Source organism: Acidomonas methanolica (genome assembly GCF_004346035.1).
In the GTDB taxonomy this organism is placed as follows: domain Bacteria; phylum Pseudomonadota; class Alphaproteobacteria; order Acetobacterales; family Acetobacteraceae; genus Acidomonas; species Acidomonas methanolica.
Window position 1 is genome coordinate 158,789 of sequence record NZ_SLZN01000002.1, and the last position, 14,461, is coordinate 173,249.

Annotated in this window: 15 protein-coding genes; 4 read left to right on the forward strand and 11 right to left on the reverse strand. The window is 64.0% G+C overall.

Going from position 1 to position 14,461, the window contains the following annotated elements; genetic code table 11:
• The first annotated feature begins 185 nt into the window (after positions 1 to 185).
• The gene (gene rpsU / locus EDC31_RS02565; protein ID WP_007283570.1) at positions 186 to 389 is read left to right on the forward strand and encodes a 30S ribosomal protein S21; all 204 of its coding nucleotides are present in this window, start codon (positions 186 to 188) and stop codon (positions 387 to 389) included.
• Between the two features lie 84 nt (positions 390 to 473).
• Here the strand turns inward: rpsU and EDC31_RS02570 are convergent, their stop codons facing one another.
• The 6 genes from EDC31_RS02570 to EDC31_RS02595 form a co-directional block, all read right to left on the reverse strand.
• Positions 474 to 2,597 carry a prolyl oligopeptidase family serine peptidase gene (locus tag EDC31_RS02570; protein ID WP_052511829.1) on the reverse strand — a complete coding sequence of 708 codons (2,124 nt, stop codon included), beginning with the start codon at positions 2,595 to 2,597 and terminating at the stop codon, positions 474 to 476.
• A gap of 154 nt (positions 2,598 to 2,751) precedes the next feature.
• The gene (gene motA / locus EDC31_RS02575) at positions 2,752 to 3,615 is read right to left on the reverse strand and encodes a flagellar motor stator protein MotA (RefSeq protein ID WP_042057800.1); all 864 of its coding nucleotides are present in this window, start codon (positions 3,613 to 3,615) and stop codon (positions 2,752 to 2,754) included.
• Positions 3,612 to 4,625 carry a flagellar motor protein MotB gene (locus EDC31_RS02580; RefSeq protein WP_042057803.1) on the reverse strand — a complete coding sequence of 338 codons (1,014 nt, stop codon included), beginning with the start codon at positions 4,623 to 4,625 and terminating at the stop codon, positions 3,612 to 3,614. The genes motA and EDC31_RS02580 overlap by 4 nt, the downstream gene beginning before the upstream one ends.
• 50 nt (positions 4,626 to 4,675) lie before the next feature.
• Positions 4,676 to 6,076: an ArnT family glycosyltransferase gene (locus tag EDC31_RS02585; protein ID WP_052511831.1), complete on the reverse strand. Its 1,401-nt coding sequence runs from the start codon at positions 6,074 to 6,076 to the stop codon at positions 4,676 to 4,678.
• Positions 6,077 to 6,082: 6 nt separating this feature from the next.
• Complete coding sequence (locus EDC31_RS02590; protein WP_042058054.1) at positions 6,083 to 7,189, reverse strand: glycosyltransferase family 2 protein; 1,107 nt, start codon at positions 7,187 to 7,189, stop codon at positions 6,083 to 6,085.
• A 26-nt stretch (positions 7,190 to 7,215) separates the two neighbouring features.
• Positions 7,216 to 7,737: an Lrp/AsnC family transcriptional regulator gene (locus EDC31_RS02595; protein ID WP_081797526.1), complete on the reverse strand. Its 522-nt coding sequence runs from the start codon at positions 7,735 to 7,737 to the stop codon at positions 7,216 to 7,218.
• 131 nt (positions 7,738 to 7,868) lie between these two features.
• Between EDC31_RS02595 and trxB the strand changes: the two genes are divergently transcribed.
• Together trxB and EDC31_RS02605 are read left to right on the forward strand one after the other, a co-directional pair.
• On the forward strand, positions 7,869 to 8,819 hold the full coding sequence (gene trxB, locus EDC31_RS02600) for a thioredoxin-disulfide reductase (RefSeq protein WP_042057805.1): 951 nt from the start codon (positions 7,869 to 7,871) through the stop codon (positions 8,817 to 8,819).
• Between the two features lie 106 nt (positions 8,820 to 8,925).
• Positions 8,926 to 9,873 carry a LysR family transcriptional regulator gene (locus tag EDC31_RS02605; RefSeq protein WP_042057808.1) on the forward strand — a complete coding sequence of 316 codons (948 nt, stop codon included), beginning with the start codon at positions 8,926 to 8,928 and terminating at the stop codon, positions 9,871 to 9,873.
• 96 nt (positions 9,874 to 9,969) lie between these two features.
• On the opposite strand, the gene EDC31_RS02610 is transcribed toward EDC31_RS02605, so the two are convergent.
• From EDC31_RS02610 to EDC31_RS02630, 5 genes are all read right to left on the reverse strand, one after another.
• On the reverse strand, positions 9,970 to 10,290 hold the full coding sequence (locus EDC31_RS02610; RefSeq protein WP_042057810.1) for an integration host factor subunit beta: 321 nt from the start codon (positions 10,288 to 10,290) through the stop codon (positions 9,970 to 9,972).
• Positions 10,291 to 10,410: 120 nt separating this feature from the next.
• A complete protein-coding gene (locus EDC31_RS02615; protein WP_042057813.1) occupies positions 10,411 to 10,890 on the reverse strand; it encodes a MucR family transcriptional regulator in 480 nt (159 codons plus the stop codon).
• Between the two features lie 434 nt (positions 10,891 to 11,324).
• The gene (locus tag EDC31_RS02620; RefSeq protein ID WP_204366651.1) at positions 11,325 to 11,672 is read right to left on the reverse strand and encodes a response regulator; all 348 of its coding nucleotides are present in this window, start codon (positions 11,670 to 11,672) and stop codon (positions 11,325 to 11,327) included.
• A 98-nt stretch (positions 11,673 to 11,770) separates the two neighbouring features.
• Positions 11,771 to 12,520 carry a trypsin-like serine peptidase gene (locus EDC31_RS02625; RefSeq protein WP_186819977.1) on the reverse strand — a complete coding sequence of 250 codons (750 nt, stop codon included), beginning with the start codon at positions 12,518 to 12,520 and terminating at the stop codon, positions 11,771 to 11,773.
• On the reverse strand, positions 12,517 to 12,939 hold the full coding sequence (locus EDC31_RS02630; protein ID WP_042057815.1) for a cytidine deaminase: 423 nt from the start codon (positions 12,937 to 12,939) through the stop codon (positions 12,517 to 12,519). The genes EDC31_RS02625 and EDC31_RS02630 overlap by 4 nt, the downstream gene beginning before the upstream one ends.
• Positions 12,940 to 13,013: 74 nt before the next feature.
• On the opposite strand from EDC31_RS02630, the gene lysA reads away from it, so the two are divergent.
• Entirely contained in the window at positions 13,014 to 14,342 is a 1,329-nt protein-coding gene (lysA, locus tag EDC31_RS02635) for a diaminopimelate decarboxylase (RefSeq protein WP_042057818.1), read from the forward strand.
• The last annotated feature ends 119 nt before the right edge of the window (positions 14,343 to 14,461 follow it).

Sequence of the window (14,461 nt, forward strand, 5' to 3'; positions counted from 1 at the left end):
CGGCGAACCATGCGGGCTCGTCAAAACTCCCATGTTTTTCGTCGTCCCCGATGCAAAAAAATTGTGCTCCGGCGTTGAGCGTGCTATGGGCGTCCGCCTTGACGGCAGGGTTGCGCGAGTATGCCTTGTCGGGATGCGAAATCATACAGCACGGCCCGTTGGGCCAGACAGGAGATAACAGACCCGTGCAGGTTCTGGTTCGTGACAACAATGTCGATCAGGCGCTGAAGGCGCTTAAGAAGAAGATGCAGCGTGAAGGCGTGTTCCGCGAGATGAAGCTGCGGCGCCATTTCGAGAAGCCCTCCGAGCGCCGCGCCCGCGAAGCCGCCGAGGCCGTCCGCCGCGCGCGCAAGATGGAGCGCAAGCGTCTGGAGCGCGAAGGGTTCTGAACCCTTCCCGAAGCGTCCCTTCAGCTTCCGAAAAAAACCGCCGTTCCCGGCGGTTTTTTTATGCCCTTTCGGCGGGGCCGACGCTCAATGCGCCGGCTTGTCCATGACCGCGCGGGTCAAATAGACAGCTTCGAGCGCCCGTTCATGAGCGATTTCCCGCGCATTGACCGTGCCCGCATGTCCCCCTTCCGTATCCTCGTAATAGTAAAACGGCTTGCCATAGGCTTCGAGCTTCGCCGCGAAGAGCCGGGCATGAACGGGCCCGACACGATCATCCTTGGTCGACGTGAAAATGAAAGGCATCGGATATCGCGTATCGGGCTTCAGGGCCTGCAACGGAGAGATCCGCTCGAGAAAGCTGCGCTCCTCCGGAACACTCGTGCGCCCGTATTCCGCGGCCCAGGACGCACCCGCCGCCATATGCTCGAAATTCAGCATGTCGAGCAGCGGCACACCGATGACGACCGCCTTCCACATCTCCGGATGCTGGGTGAATTCGACCCCCATCAGCAGACCGCCATTCGACCGGCCACGTATGGCGAGATGCGCCGCGTCCGTGATCTTCCGAGCGAAAAGATCGCGGCCGATCGAGGCGAAATCGTCATAGGCGCGCTGTCGCCCGGACTTCATTCCGGCCTCATGCCAGGCCGGGCCGAATTCGCCGCCTCCCCTGATATTGCCGACGACATAAACCCCGCCGTGCTCGAACCAAGTTTTGCCGAGATCGGGATAATAAGTCGGCAGATAGGACAGATCGAACCCGCCATATGCCGTGAAAAGAACCGGATTCCGCCCATCCAGATGCCAGTTCCGGCGATGCACGACGAAATAGGGAATGGCCGTGCCGTCCGTCGAATGGGTCCAATATTGCTCGGTGACGAGATCGGCGGCCCTAAACAGATCCGGCGTGTGACTCACAGGACGAGTCTTGAACGACTTCGTATCCACGCTCATGAGGGCCGGCGCACGGATGTAACCTTGACTCTCGACATAGGCCGTCCGGTCATCCACGCTGGCGGAGACAATGGTCGCTGACGTGTTCGCCGGCAGCTTGACCTTATGTTCGCTCCATTTACCGTCATGCGGGGTGAAGACGGAGAGGCGCGGCTGAACGTTTTCATACACGACCGCCAGAACGCCGCCTTTCCCGATGTCGATATCGCCGGTGCTCTCACGAGAATTCGGGACAAATATCGTCTGGACCGCCTGCTCGGGCTGCGACGGATCGACGGCAACGATGCTGCCCCGCTGAAAATGCGCGCTCCCGGCTTGCCAGTCCTGATCCAGCCGGAGGACAAGTCTGCCGCCGAAATAGCCCAGAAAACCGATCCGCGACGGCAAGGCGAGCGGCGTCACCGCCGCGCTCACAGGATCAAAGCGGCTATATGTGACCGTGAAGAAATCCTTCGAACGCTCGATCAGCAACAAGCGCCGGCCGCTTTCGTCTCTCAAGGTGACCGGAGCGACCGACATGTCGTCCACACTGCCGCGGGCGACTTCAATGGCCTGATTCAAGGGCGCGCCGCGCCGGACCAGACGGACGATATAAGGATACCCGGATTTCGTCAGGCTGTCCGGCAGGTCATCCCAGGCGCGCGCCACCAGCAGGGACTCACGGTCGACCCAGACCGCCGTCTGCTTCGAATGTGGCAGCAGGAATCCGCCGGGCACGAAACGATGACGACGCAGGTCGAACTCCCGTAGCGTATTCGCATCCTCCCCGGAAATCGAAAGAGCGATCAGACAGCGTTCCGCATGGGGTTCGAGACACTCCGCACCCTGGAACACCCAGTCCGCGTGATCGATCAGGGCGAGGCGATCGACGTCGAATATGGTGGTCCATTCCGGCGCGCCGCTATTGAAAGCGGCGGGTTTGCTCACCCGCCAGATACCACGCGGATGCTCGGCGTCCTGCCAGAAATTGTAGATGCTGCCGTCAATCTGCTCCGGCAACGCAAGACGTTGCGGCGACTGCTCCACCTTGAGCACCTCATTATAGAAGTGCTTGTATCGCATGTCGGACTGCAGATCGGCCGTCGTTCTGGCATTCTGGGCACGAACCCAGCCCAGCGCCGCGTTGCCTTCCACGTCTTCAAGTTGAACACGCGATGGAATATCCGCAGCCCGCGCCAGCCCGAACGCGCTGCAGACGACAAGAAAAAGACCCCAATAACGCTTCACTTTCCACCCGCTCGTCTGATCGATCATTAAGAAGCCACTCTACCCAATCATAGCGCCAGCGAAAAGAATCCATCTCGGATGGCTGCTCCAGATATCCCGATGCCGGGCGGGAACAGGCGGACAACAAACATCGTGTCACACCCCGAGGGACTGCCCGCGGCGTACCTCGCGAAACAGGCCATCAGGCGGCTCGCCCGGCAAGCGCCTCTTCCGTCTGCTGAAAACTGGGCATGAAATCGCCAGGAACTTCCTTGCGGCCGATCTCGATCGCGACCTGCGGCGGATTGCCTTGCAGATGCGCGACGAGAACGGAGCGGATGAGGTTGTGATATCCCGCGTCTTCCCCCACGACTGAGCCGATGCGCGCGGCGAGCGGCCCGACGATTCCATAGGCCAGAAGAACGCCCAGAAATGTCCCGACGAGCGCACCCGCAATCATCTCTCCGAGGACGATGGGCGGCTTGCTGATCGACGCCATGGTCTTGATGACGCCGAGAACCGCGGCGACGATTCCCAGCGCCGGCAACGCATCGGCGATCGACTGCAAGGCGTGCGAAATATGTAAATCCTCCGACAGGTTCTTTTTCAGCTCCCGGGTCATGATCTCGTCAAGTTGGAAGGGATCTTCGACGTTCATCCCGATCATTCGCAGATAATCGCAAATCAGCAGACGCGTCGTCTCGTCGTCGCGTATCCTCGGAAAGGCCGCGAAGACGGAACTGCTCATCGGCTCCTCGATATGGCTTTCGATCGCCATGATCCCCTTCCCCTGAACGAGCCGCAGCAACTGGTAGAGAAGGTCGAGCAGGTCGAGATAATCCTGCTTCCCATAGCGCGGCCCTTTGAAAGCGCGGCCGACAGCCTCGATGAGATGCCTGATCGCCTTGGCCGAGTTCGCCATCAGGAAGGTCCCGGCCGCCGCCCCCAGGATGGTCAGCAATTCGAACGGCATGGACGCGACGAGCGGGCCGATCGCCCCGCCTGACGCAACGAAGGAACCAAAGACGCAGGCCAGAACCACGCCAAATCCGATCAGCAACATCATGGCTGAGCACCTGCGTTTTCATTTGGAGAACCGGAAGGCGGGATTGCCTTGCGCGTCATCGTCAGCACGATGCGCCGATTCACCGGCGAGAGCGGATGCTCCGGGTCCGCCAGACTGCGATCGGCCATGCCCATCACGCCGCCGAAGCGATCCGAAGGAAATCCGCTCTTTTCCAGCACGCCGCGCGCCGCATCGGCCCGCAACGCGGACAAGGACCAGTTATTGACCGGACCCGGACCATAACCGCTGGAATCCGTATAGCCGCTGATCGTGAGCGTGCCCGGCAACTGCTCGACCACCGGCACAATGGCCTCGAGCATCGCAACGACATGCGCGTCCGGCATGGTCTGCCCACGTGCGAACATCGGCTCGTGATCGCTGTCCTCTATGGAAATCCTGATGTCATCCGACGTACCCCCGACACGCACCCGCGCCAGGGCGGCCTTCCCGTCCGGCAACGCCGAAAGCGCCCGTCGCAACCGCTCCCGAACGGCGGCGACCTTGGTCGCGGCTGCCTGCCTGCCGCCGGACGACGCAGTCGCGCCGGGCGGCATCTCCTGCGGAGGCGCAGTCGGACTCACGCCTTGCGGTTTCCATTGACCGATGGAATCGTAGGGCTGTTCCCCCAGTGCGACCCTGCCGTCTCCACGCCGTGCGCCGCGTGTGACGACGCCTCCCGCAGCTCCCGGAGACCGTCCGGGCGGCGACTCGACCGGAGATTTCCTCATGGACCGGGCCAGCACACTGGGATCGGGCGGCGTCATCGCATCGAGCGGCTGGGACATGTTCGTCGCCAGCGGATCGAAGAAATTCGCGATTCCGCGCCGTTGCTCCTCGGTCGTGGCATTGATCAGCCACATCACGAGGAAGAACGCCATCATGGCGGTCACAAAATCCCCGTAAGCGATCTTCCACGCACCGCCATGATGCGCCGCCGCTCCGTCGCCGCCACGCCGGACGATGATCGTGCGTCCTGAGTTGTCGCCACGCCGCGTTGCGCCTCGTGCCATCCTGCCCCCCTGTTCTGCGGGCAGTCTGGGGGAAAGAGCTTAAGCTCTCGTTAATGGCGCCAAGGCAAAATCGTGACGATCTGCGGCGCCGCCCCGCCGCCGAGACGATAGACGTCGTAGCAGGCGCCGCGAAAACGGCATGCCGTCCCGATACGTTGCCCAACCCTGAGCCCCGCCACATCTTCCGGCGGCCGGCGATCGGCGCGCAGGAGAAAGACGCCCGGTGTCGCGCGAGTCTGCGGCAAGCCCGTCGCGCTCCAGCGGGTCTCGACCCCGCGCACCTGCAACACCCCGCCGTAATAGGCCAGTTCGGAGGCCACGCCGTAATCCTCGGCGTAGATCGCGTCACCGGGCGAGGCCGTCGCGCGCAGTGTCGCCGCGAGTTGCTCCCATCCCCCGGTCTGGCGCGCGATCACATCCAGCCGGGGCGGCAGAGGAAGCAGATGCGTGAGCGCCTGCACACACACCAGCAAACCCAGACCGATTCCAAGACCCGCCGCCGCGCCGACGGGACGCGCCAGTCGCGCCGCCGCCAACGCCAGAGCGGGATAGAGCACGACAGGCCAGTTCGCCTGCACGCGATCCCCCAACGCATGCTCAAGAAACACGGCGGCGGGAATGATCGTCCAGAACGCAAGAAACCGCGCGGCCTCGTTCCGGCGCGCCTCGCGCGCCACGTGCCACGCCCCGATCACGAAGAGCAGAAAGATCAGCGGCGTCGCGAGCGCGAATTGTCCCCCCAGCAACTCGCCGAGAAACTGCATCGCGCGCGCCGGACGCCACATGCCCGCACGCCCGCCCTGCTTGAGGAAACTGATCCAGCCATGTTCAACGTTCCAACAGACCACCGGCAGAACGAACAGCGTGCCCACGCCGCCCGCGACGAGCGTCCAAGCCCATTTCCGCCCGCCGCCGCGCGCCGTCACCACCCAGAGAATCGTGGCGAGACTCGTCAACGCCGCCGTATATTTGCTTGAAAACGCCAGACCGAGCGCCGCCGCGACCGGCACGAGCCAACGCCAGTCGGCGCCGGCAATGAGGCGAGCGGCGGCCCAGAGCGCGCAGGCCGTGAAGAACACCAGCGGCGTGTCCGGCGTCATGGTGATCGCGCCGAGGCCGATCATCAGCGTCCCGTTCAGCAACAGCGCCGCGCGCATGCCGCCCCGTCGTCCCGGCGCGAAGACACGCGCGGCGTCCCAGACCAGCGCCGTGCCGAGAAGCGCGGAGACCGGCCCCATCCAGCGCACGCCGAAAGGCGAGTCTCCGGCCAGGGCGGTGCCGATCCGAATCCACAGCGCCACCATTCCGGGATGGTCCAGATACCCGCCCTGAAGATGGTGCGACCACGTCCAGTAATAGGCCTCGTCCGGCGTCAGGGGCAGCACCGCCGCCATGACGAGGCGCAGAGCCGTCAGGGCGACGAACAGGATTATCAGCCAGGGTGCGGCCATCCCGCCTCAGCGCCAGACCAGCGTGGAAGCGATCGCATAATTCCAGACCACGCCGATCAGCGCGCCAATGGCCGAAGAGCGCGTCCAGTGATGCCCGTCCGCGGCGAAAATGACCTGCGCCACCCCGATATTGGCGATATTGCCCAGCGCGCAACCCGTGACGAACACCGCCAGACCCGGCAGCCAACGTGAGCCCCGCAAACGACGGTCGTGATAGGTCAGCCGGTTATTCAATTGAAAATTCGCGAGAATGGCGCATGCCGTGCCGAGAATCTGGGCATTCTTGAAGCCGAGCCCCATGCCGCGCCCGATTTCCATCGCGACGATATTCACGATCACGCCGATGAGCCCGACCAGGGCGAACACCACGAAGCGCGTCGGCAACCAGCCGCCGCACAGGCGCTCCGCCAGCATGCCGGCGAATTGCAGCATGATGACCGGACTCAGTTTGCTTTCACCCGCCAGACGCGGACGGAACACGGCGGGGATTTCCGTCACGCGCACCGTTTCCGGCACGGACAACACGAGTTCGAGCAGGATCTTGAAGCCGGTTCCCACCAGCTTCGGCGCCGCCGCCTCGAAGACATCCCGCCGCACCGCGAAGAATCCGCTCATGGGGTCGGTCAGCCGGGCGGGCAGCACCGTCTGCGCCAGCCGGATGCCGTTCCGGGAGAGCGCGTGACGCCATTTTCCGTTCAGGCCCGCCGCGCTGCCGCCTGCGAGATGACGGCTGGCCACGACGATGTCCGCCTCGCCCGCCAGAATGCGACGCGCCATCTCCGGCAGCACGGATTCGTCATGCTGCAAATCACCGTCCATGACGGCGACCACGCGCGCGGAAGAGGACATCGCCCCCTCGATGACGGCCGAAGACAGACCGCGCCGCCCGACCCGCTTGATGACGCGCACGCGCGGATCGCGACGGGCGATCTCGCGCGCAACGGCGGCCGTGCCGTCGGGAGAGTTGTCGTCGACGAAAACCACCTCCCAGCGCCATCCGGCGAGCGCGCGCGTCAGCGCCTCCACCATCGGCCCGACATTCGGCGCTTCGTCATAGCACGGCACCACGACGGTAAGATCGGCGGGAGCGAAATCGGGAAACGAGACCATCATGACGTCCGCGAAAACCTGCTCACCCTTCAAAGCGGCACACCGGCGCGATCCAGACTCGTGCGGATGGTCTGCAAGGTCTGCACACGCACGACATGCGGCACTTCCGTCAGACGCCGGGTCAGGAGATTCTGATGGGCGGCGTCGCGCGCCACGAGACGCACGAGGAAATCCCCGCCGCCCCGGATCATATGACACTCCCGCACTTCAGGCCATTCCGCCACCTCGGCCTCGAACGCCTCCAGCACGCTGCCCTTCTGGCTCTCCAGCCCGATCAGCGCGAAGAGCATCAATGACCAACCGAGGAGAGACGCATCCACTTCGGCGTGGAAGCCGCGGATGATCCCGGCTTCCTCCAGCCGCCTGACACGCCGCAGACAGGGCGGCGCGGAAATGCCCGTGCGCCGCGCCAGTTCGACATTGGTCATCCGCCCGTCGCGCTGGAGTTCGTCGACGATCTGCCGGTCGATGACATCCAGTTCGATGACTGCACCGCCGCCCGGGGCACCGCGCTGAAGGGCAGGACGATCTTCGGAGTCGCGGTCAATCATTCGTAGTCCGTCAAACAAATGCGCAGGGCCTATGGCATGAGCCACGGCCTATCCTATATCGGCATCTGACAGCGAGGGCCATCATCCGCCTCTCTCTCCTCCTTCCAGCGGCCCAGGGACCGGACATACCGATGAGCGATACCTTCCACACCGACCTTCTCGTCGTCGGAGCCGGACCGGCTGGCTATACGGCGGCGATCTATGCGGCGCGCGCCAATCTGCGCCCGATTCTCGTCGCCGGCCTTCAACCGGGCGGCCAGTTGACCATTACGACGGAGGTCGAGAACTTCCCCGGTTTCGCCGAGCCGATCCAGGGACCCTGGCTGATGGACCAGATGCGCGCCCAGGCCGAGAATGTCGGCACGCGCATCGTCTACGATCTCGTCACCGCCTGCGCTGAAGAAGACGGCGCGGCGTATCCATTTGTCCTCACCGGCGATTCCGGCGATCGCTACCACGCGCGCAGCGTCGTCATCGCGACGGGGGCGCAGGCCCGCTGGCTGGGAATCGAATCGGAGCAGCGGCTCCAGGGCGCCGGCGTTTCAGCCTGCGCGACCTGCGACGGCTTCTTCTATCGCGGCAAGAAGGTCGCCGTCGTCGGAGGCGGCAACACCGCGGTCGAGGAAGCGCTCTATCTCACCCATCACGCCGAACACGTGATGCTGATCCATCGGCGGGACAGTTTGCGCGCCGAGAAGATTCTCCAGGATCGCCTTCTGGCCCACCCGAAGATCTCGGTTTTCTGGAATCGCGAAATCGAGGAGATTCTGGCGGAGGGCACGCCGCCCGTCGTATCCGGCGTCAGGCTGCGCGATACGCGGGACGGCCATATCGAGACCGTCGCGCTGGACGGCGTGTTCATCGCCATCGGCCACTCCCCCAATGCCGGACCGTTCCGCGACTGGGTGGCGTGCGATGAAGAGGGCTATATCCGCACCGTCCCAGGCAGCACCCGCACCTCACGGGCCGGTGTGTTCGCCGCGGGAGATATCCAGGACAAGGTCTTCCGCCAGGCGGTGACCGCCGCCGGAACGGGTTGCATGGCCGCCCTGGAAGCCGAACGCTATCTTGCCGCCTCCTGACGTTTCGCGAAACCTTGACGAGGGATTGACGCACAGCCCAAATTCGTTCGTTAAATACCAAGAATGATTCGAGTGAGGCGCTTCAGCCTGACTCAGGGAAACGGGAATGGATTGGGACAAGCTGCGCATCTTTCACGCGGTCGCGGAAGCAGGGTCGTTCACCCACGCGGGTGAACGTCTGAATCTGAGCCAATCCGCCGTATCACGGCAGATATCGGCTCTGGAAGAGTCCCTGCGCGTCCCGCTCTTCCATCGCCATGCGCGCGGTCTGATCCTGACCGAGCAGGGCGAGACGCTGAATCGTACCGTGCGCGAGATGTTCGCCAAGCTTTCCCTCACCCAGGCCTTCCTGAGCGAGAGCAAGCTGAAGGCGGCCGGGCAGATCAAAATCACCACGACGACGGGTTTCGGCCTCTGCTGGCTGACGCCGCGCCTGAATCGTTTCATCGAGGCGCATCCGGAGATCGACGTCACCCTGCTGCTGGAGGATGACGAACTCGATCTCGGCATGAGGGAAGCGGATGTCGCCATCCGGATGCACCCGCCCAAGCAGCCGGACCTCATCCAGAGGCATCTCACCAATTTTCCCATGCCCATCTATGCGAGTCGCAGCTATCTGGACAAGCACGGCGTACCGACCGACCTCGCCTCGCTCGAACGTCACCAACTGATCGGCTTTTCAGGCTGGCATCCTCCATTGCCGAACGCCAACTGGCTGATCGAACTCAGCCACAAGAAATGTCACAGCCTTCTGCACAACCGGGTCGAGATCAACAGCCTGCCCGCGATCGCACACGCGATCTCTTCAGGCATGGGAGTGGGGTCGCTCCCCGTCTATATTGCAAATTACTATCCGGGGCTGGTTCAGATCATGCATGACCAGTCCCTGCCGGTCGTGGAAGCCTATTTCGTCTATCCGGAAGAACTGCGCACGTCCAAGCGCATCGCCGTCTTCCGCGACTTCCTGCTGGCCGAAATCGCCAGCTATCAGGGGCAGCACGGCTCGTCCGCCGCTTATGCCGAAACTGTCGCGGGTCAAGCCAGGGAAATGTGAGCAGGCCGGCAGCGTCTCGGCATAATCGCACGGGCCGCTTGCCGGCTCACATGTATTCAGCCCGACCGCTGCGAGATCGGTCCCAAGCCGCCCGACTCAGGTCGTCGGGGCTTTCTCGCCGCGTCGCCGCCGCCCGCCATTGCGGTTCACGCGCTCGCGCAACTCCTTGCCTGCCTTGAAGAACGGGACGGTCTTTTCAAGCACGTCGACGGTCTCTCCCGTGCGCGGATTGCGACCGGTCCGCGCTTCGCGCGTCTTGACCACGAACGCGCCGAAGCCTCGCAACTCGATACGTTCGCCGCGCGCAAGCGCCGCAGTGATCTCATCAAATATCGTTTGAACGATCAACTCGATATCGCGGCCGAGAAGATGCGGGTTGGCCGCGGCAAGATCAGCGATCAGCTCCGACTTGGTCACGACGGCAGCACATCTGACGATACCGGAGCGCGCGCCCCGCACGCAATCCCGCTGCCGATCATCAGCCCCTCCGCCATGCCACGCCAAACGCGATGAAGTTGCAATGCTGCAACGGACACGTCAAGAGGCGGATCGACTCGAAGGATTACGCCGTGCCGGAGCGGGTTCCGCCGCTTTGGCGACCGCCGTCTCGCCCTTGGCGCTGATCTTGCGCCCCAGGCCGATCTCTCGTGCGAGATGGGAACGGCGCTCGGCATAATTCGGCGCCACCAGCGGATAATCGGCGGACAAACCCCAGCGCTCGCGATATTGTTCCGGCGTCATGCCATAAGCGCTCTGCAAATGGCGCTTGAGCATTTTCAGTTTCTTCCCGTCCTCCAGACAGACGATATAATCGGGGAAGACGGAACGCTTGATGGGAACGGCCGGCTGAGGCCGCTCCGGTTCCGGCGCCGGACGCGCCACGCCCTTCAGCGCGTCGTAAACCTGCCGGATGAGCGTCACGAGCCCTTCGACAGGCACCGAATTTTTCGTGGTATGGGCCGAAACGATTTGTGCCGTGAGTTCCAGGAGCGCATCGTTGGGCTGGTTTTCCGACATTCTTCGCCTCGCTATTTAGGAATTCGGGAAATATTGCGCATGAATACATCGTTTCCAAGACAGACGCAAATGACAAGCCTCACATAAGGGATCATTTTTTCTCTCGACGGAATGCAGCCCTTCAATTTGCGCGCCTGAAAGGACCGAAGAGAACACTCCCTCTCATCATGTGCACGCACGCTTTTCGCTCGGAATTATTTTTTCCGTCAGATTTTATATTATAAATTCTTGTTTATACCTTCCGCGCAGCGGCAATCGAGGACCGGAAGACACGATCAGGTCCAGTCTCCCTGATCAGAATGAGCATGAGCAACCGCCGGTACAGACGACACAACCATATCGGGATTATGCCCGCGCGCTTGAAAGATGGGCGCCACGTCGCCACCCGCTACGACCGACGAGGCCCGATCCTTCGCTGGAGACGGTAAAACCGTTCAGTGCATGAGACGCTTCAGCGCAGCCTCGACATCGTCCGCCAGATAGGGCTTGTTCAGGAAAACGCCATTCGGAGGCACCCGGCTCGAATCCCGAGGCGTCACGCCGGACGTCAATACGATGCCGATCGGCGGCCAGCGACGCGTGACCTCGTGCGCGAGATCGTATCCGTTCATCGCCCCGGGCATATCGATGTCGGAAAAGATGAGCGCGATATCCTGACGCTGGTCGAGAAGCCTGAGCGCCTCCTGCGCATGCGCGGCCTCAATGGTCCGGAAGCCCGCCTCCTCGACCATCTCGACCGCCACCAGACGAACCAGAGCCTGATCCTCGACGATCAACACCACAGGCGGGGCGCCTAGCGGAGCGGGTCTTTCACAAGGGCCGACATGCGTCATCATACCGATGATATCGCGGGCCACACCGTCCGGTTGCCCATAAACCACTATCTTTCATGCATCTGACGAAGAGCTTTTCCAGACAGTGCCTCGGATGGCGCATCGATGTGCGTCATTATTCCCGTAAGCGTTGCAAATCCGCCACGCCCCGCGCGCGCCAGCACGGCCAACCCGGCGATCCGCCAGCGTCCCGCACCGTCCCGCGCCAGCAGCGGCGCGCCGCTGACCCCGCGCGTCCCGGCGCAATCATGCGCCAGGAGCGGACCCGGCAGCACCGCCGTCACATGACAGGCAAGATCGCCCGCCGCCTGCTCGGGCCGATCCTGCTCATACCCCGCCAGCATCGCTGCCGCGCCGGCCTGGACCCGACCGGCCGGCACGAGATCCTGCTCACGGCCAACGGCTTCGGCAAGCACGACCACGGCACGATCGGCGAACGGCGTGGCCTGTGGATCACGCGGATCATATCCCGCCGCAATCACATAGCGCCGTGCCACGGTATGGGCGCGAAACGCGCCGTCCCGATAGCCAAGCAGAAAATGAATGTCCTGCGCGGGAATGAAGCGCCCGGTCCGCGCGATGAACAGGCAATGGGCGGCGGTCTCGATCACCGCTGGCGCGATCAGAAACCCGGTGCATCGCGTGCCGAGCGGCGTCTGGACGCGCCCCAGAATGCGCCATGGCGCGGCATTCACGTCCACGGGAGTCCGTGTCCCGTCGCCCAGCCCTGGCAATTCCGCCCGAGCCGGCCCTGCGGTCAGGCAGCACGCCACGAGAAGGAGGGCAGCGCGCCTCACCCCCGAACCGAAGAATCCGGAGCCAGATGATCCGGCCCGAACGAATCGGGCAGCAACTCGCCCAGCGTCCGCACCAGCCGCGCGCCGCCATCCACCCCGACCATGCGGATCACAAGTTCCGGCGCGCCGAACTCCCGCAGGCGCTGCCGACACCCGCCGCACGGCGTCACCGGCGTGGCGCCGTCCCCCGCGATCACCACCTCGCGAATCTGGCGCCCTCCCGCCGCCACCATGGCCGAGATCGCCCCCGCCTCCGCGCAATTCCCCTGCGGATAGGCGGCGTTCTCGACATTGCAGCCGGCATGAATCCCCACCTCGCTGCGGATCGCCGCTCCGACGAAAAAGCCCGAATAAGGGGCATAGGCGCACAGGCGAACGGCGACGGCCGCAGCCACGAGATCATCGGCATATTCTGTCATGGTTCCCGCTTATATCGCCTTCTTCCCGCAGGAGCACGCTTGGAAGCGCGGCGAAGCCCCGATAATCTGGCCGGATGACCCGACCCGACCCCGATCCTCTCAACCTCCTCGCCTCGCGCCCCTCCCTCCGGATGGACGCGCAGGCCGGACTGTCGTTCGAGGACGTCCCGCTGCACCTCGTCGCCCGCACGCTCGGCACGCCCTGCTGGGTGACGGGAGCCGGCACGCTGCGCCGGCGCACGCGCAATCTGAAAACCGCCTTCGTCGAGGCCGGGCTCGATGTGGCGATCCATTATGCGCTCAAGGCCAACGATCATCTGGCGACCCTGACCGTCCTGCGCGAGGAGGGATGCGGCGCCGACGTGGTCAGCGGCGGTGAACTCCACCGCGCCATCCATGCCGGACTCGCGCCCGAAGACATCGTCTTTTCCGGCGTCGGCAAGACGCGCGAGGAAATGGCGCTCGCCCTGCGTCTCGGAGTCGGCCAGATCAATGTAGAAAGCGCCGAGGAACTCCACCGCCTGTCGCGGGTCGCGACCGGCGCCGACCGGTCGGCGCGCGTCGCCTTGCGTGTCAATCCGGACATCGACGCCGGAACGCATGACAAGATCAGCACTGGACGCGCCGGCGACAAGTTCGGCATCGCCTGGGATCAGGCCGCCACTCTCTATGCCGAGGCGGCGGCCCTGCCGGGACTCGAGCCGGTCGGACTGGCCGTTCATATCGGCAGCCAGATTCTTTCTCCGGCCCCGTTCCGCGCGGCCTTCGCCCGCGTGGCGGCGCTCGTCCGCCAGCTGCGCGCCGAAGGAATGACGGTGCGCACCGTGGATTGCGGCGGCGGGCTCGGCATCCGCTATCGCGACGAGATCGCACCGCCTCCCGCCGCGCTCGCGGGCGCCATCAAGGAAACGCTGGGCACGCTGGACGTCGCCCTCGCCGTCGAACCCGGACGCTGGATCGCTGCACCCGCCGGGGTGCTGCTGAGTTCGGTCATCGACGTGAAGCGCACGCCGGATGGCGCGCCGGACTTCCTCATTCTCGACGCCGCGATGAACGATCTGGCCCGACCGGCGCTCTATGAGTCCTGGCACGGGATTCTTCCCCTCTCTCCGGAGCGCCTGCACGTCGACCCCACGCCCCAGACCGTGGTCGGCCCGGTCTGCGAAAGCAGCGACGTCTTCGCCGAAGCGCGTCCGCTTCCGCCGCTGCGCGAAGGTGATCTGGTGGCGATCCTCGACACGGGCGCCTATGGTTCGGTCATGAGTTCGACCTATAATTCCCGCCCCTTCGCCGCCCAGGCGATGGTAGAAAACGGCGTCTGGCAGCCGATCCGCGCCCGCCAGCCCGTCGAGGCCCTCTGGGCGGACGAGACCCTCCCCGACTGGCTCCGGCGGGTATCATGAAAGCGCAAGGCGGCCGTTCCGCTGAACGCCGGAGCCAGATCGACAAAGTTCCTCGGTTCATTTTTACAAAAAAGAACGAAGACGCCCCTGAGCATGAACGCGATACCCGCACCACATGC

Coding starts and splice junctions, on each gene's coding strand:
- EDC31_RS02570 (WP_052511829.1), bottom strand. CDS start 2,597: ATGATCGATCAGACGAGCGGGTGGAAAGTGAAGCGTTATTGGGGTCTT.
- motA (WP_042057800.1), bottom strand. CDS start 3,615: ATGATGTTGCTGATCGGATTTGGCGTGGTTCTGGCCTGCGTCTTTGGT.
- EDC31_RS02580 (WP_042057803.1), bottom strand. CDS start 4,625: ATGGCACGAGGCGCAACGCGGCGTGGCGACAACTCAGGACGCACGATC.
- EDC31_RS02585 (WP_052511831.1), bottom strand. CDS start 6,076: ATGGCCGCACCCTGGCTGATAATCCTGTTCGTCGCCCTGACGGCTCTG.
- EDC31_RS02590 (WP_042058054.1), bottom strand. CDS start 7,189: ATGATGGTCTCGTTTCCCGATTTCGCTCCCGCCGATCTTACCGTCGTG.
- EDC31_RS02595 (WP_081797526.1), bottom strand. CDS start 7,737: ATGATTGACCGCGACTCCGAAGATCGTCCTGCCCTTCAGCGCGGTGCC.
- trxB (WP_042057805.1), top strand. CDS start 7,869: ATGAGCGATACCTTCCACACCGACCTTCTCGTCGTCGGAGCCGGACCG.
- EDC31_RS02605 (WP_042057808.1), top strand. CDS start 8,926: ATGGATTGGGACAAGCTGCGCATCTTTCACGCGGTCGCGGAAGCAGGG.
- EDC31_RS02615 (WP_042057813.1), bottom strand. CDS start 10,890: ATGTCGGAAAACCAGCCCAACGATGCGCTCCTGGAACTCACGGCACAA.
- EDC31_RS02630 (WP_042057815.1), bottom strand. CDS start 12,939: ATGACAGAATATGCCGATGATCTCGTGGCTGCGGCCGTCGCCGTTCGC.
- lysA (WP_042057818.1), top strand. CDS start 13,014: ATGACCCGACCCGACCCCGATCCTCTCAACCTCCTCGCCTCGCGCCCC.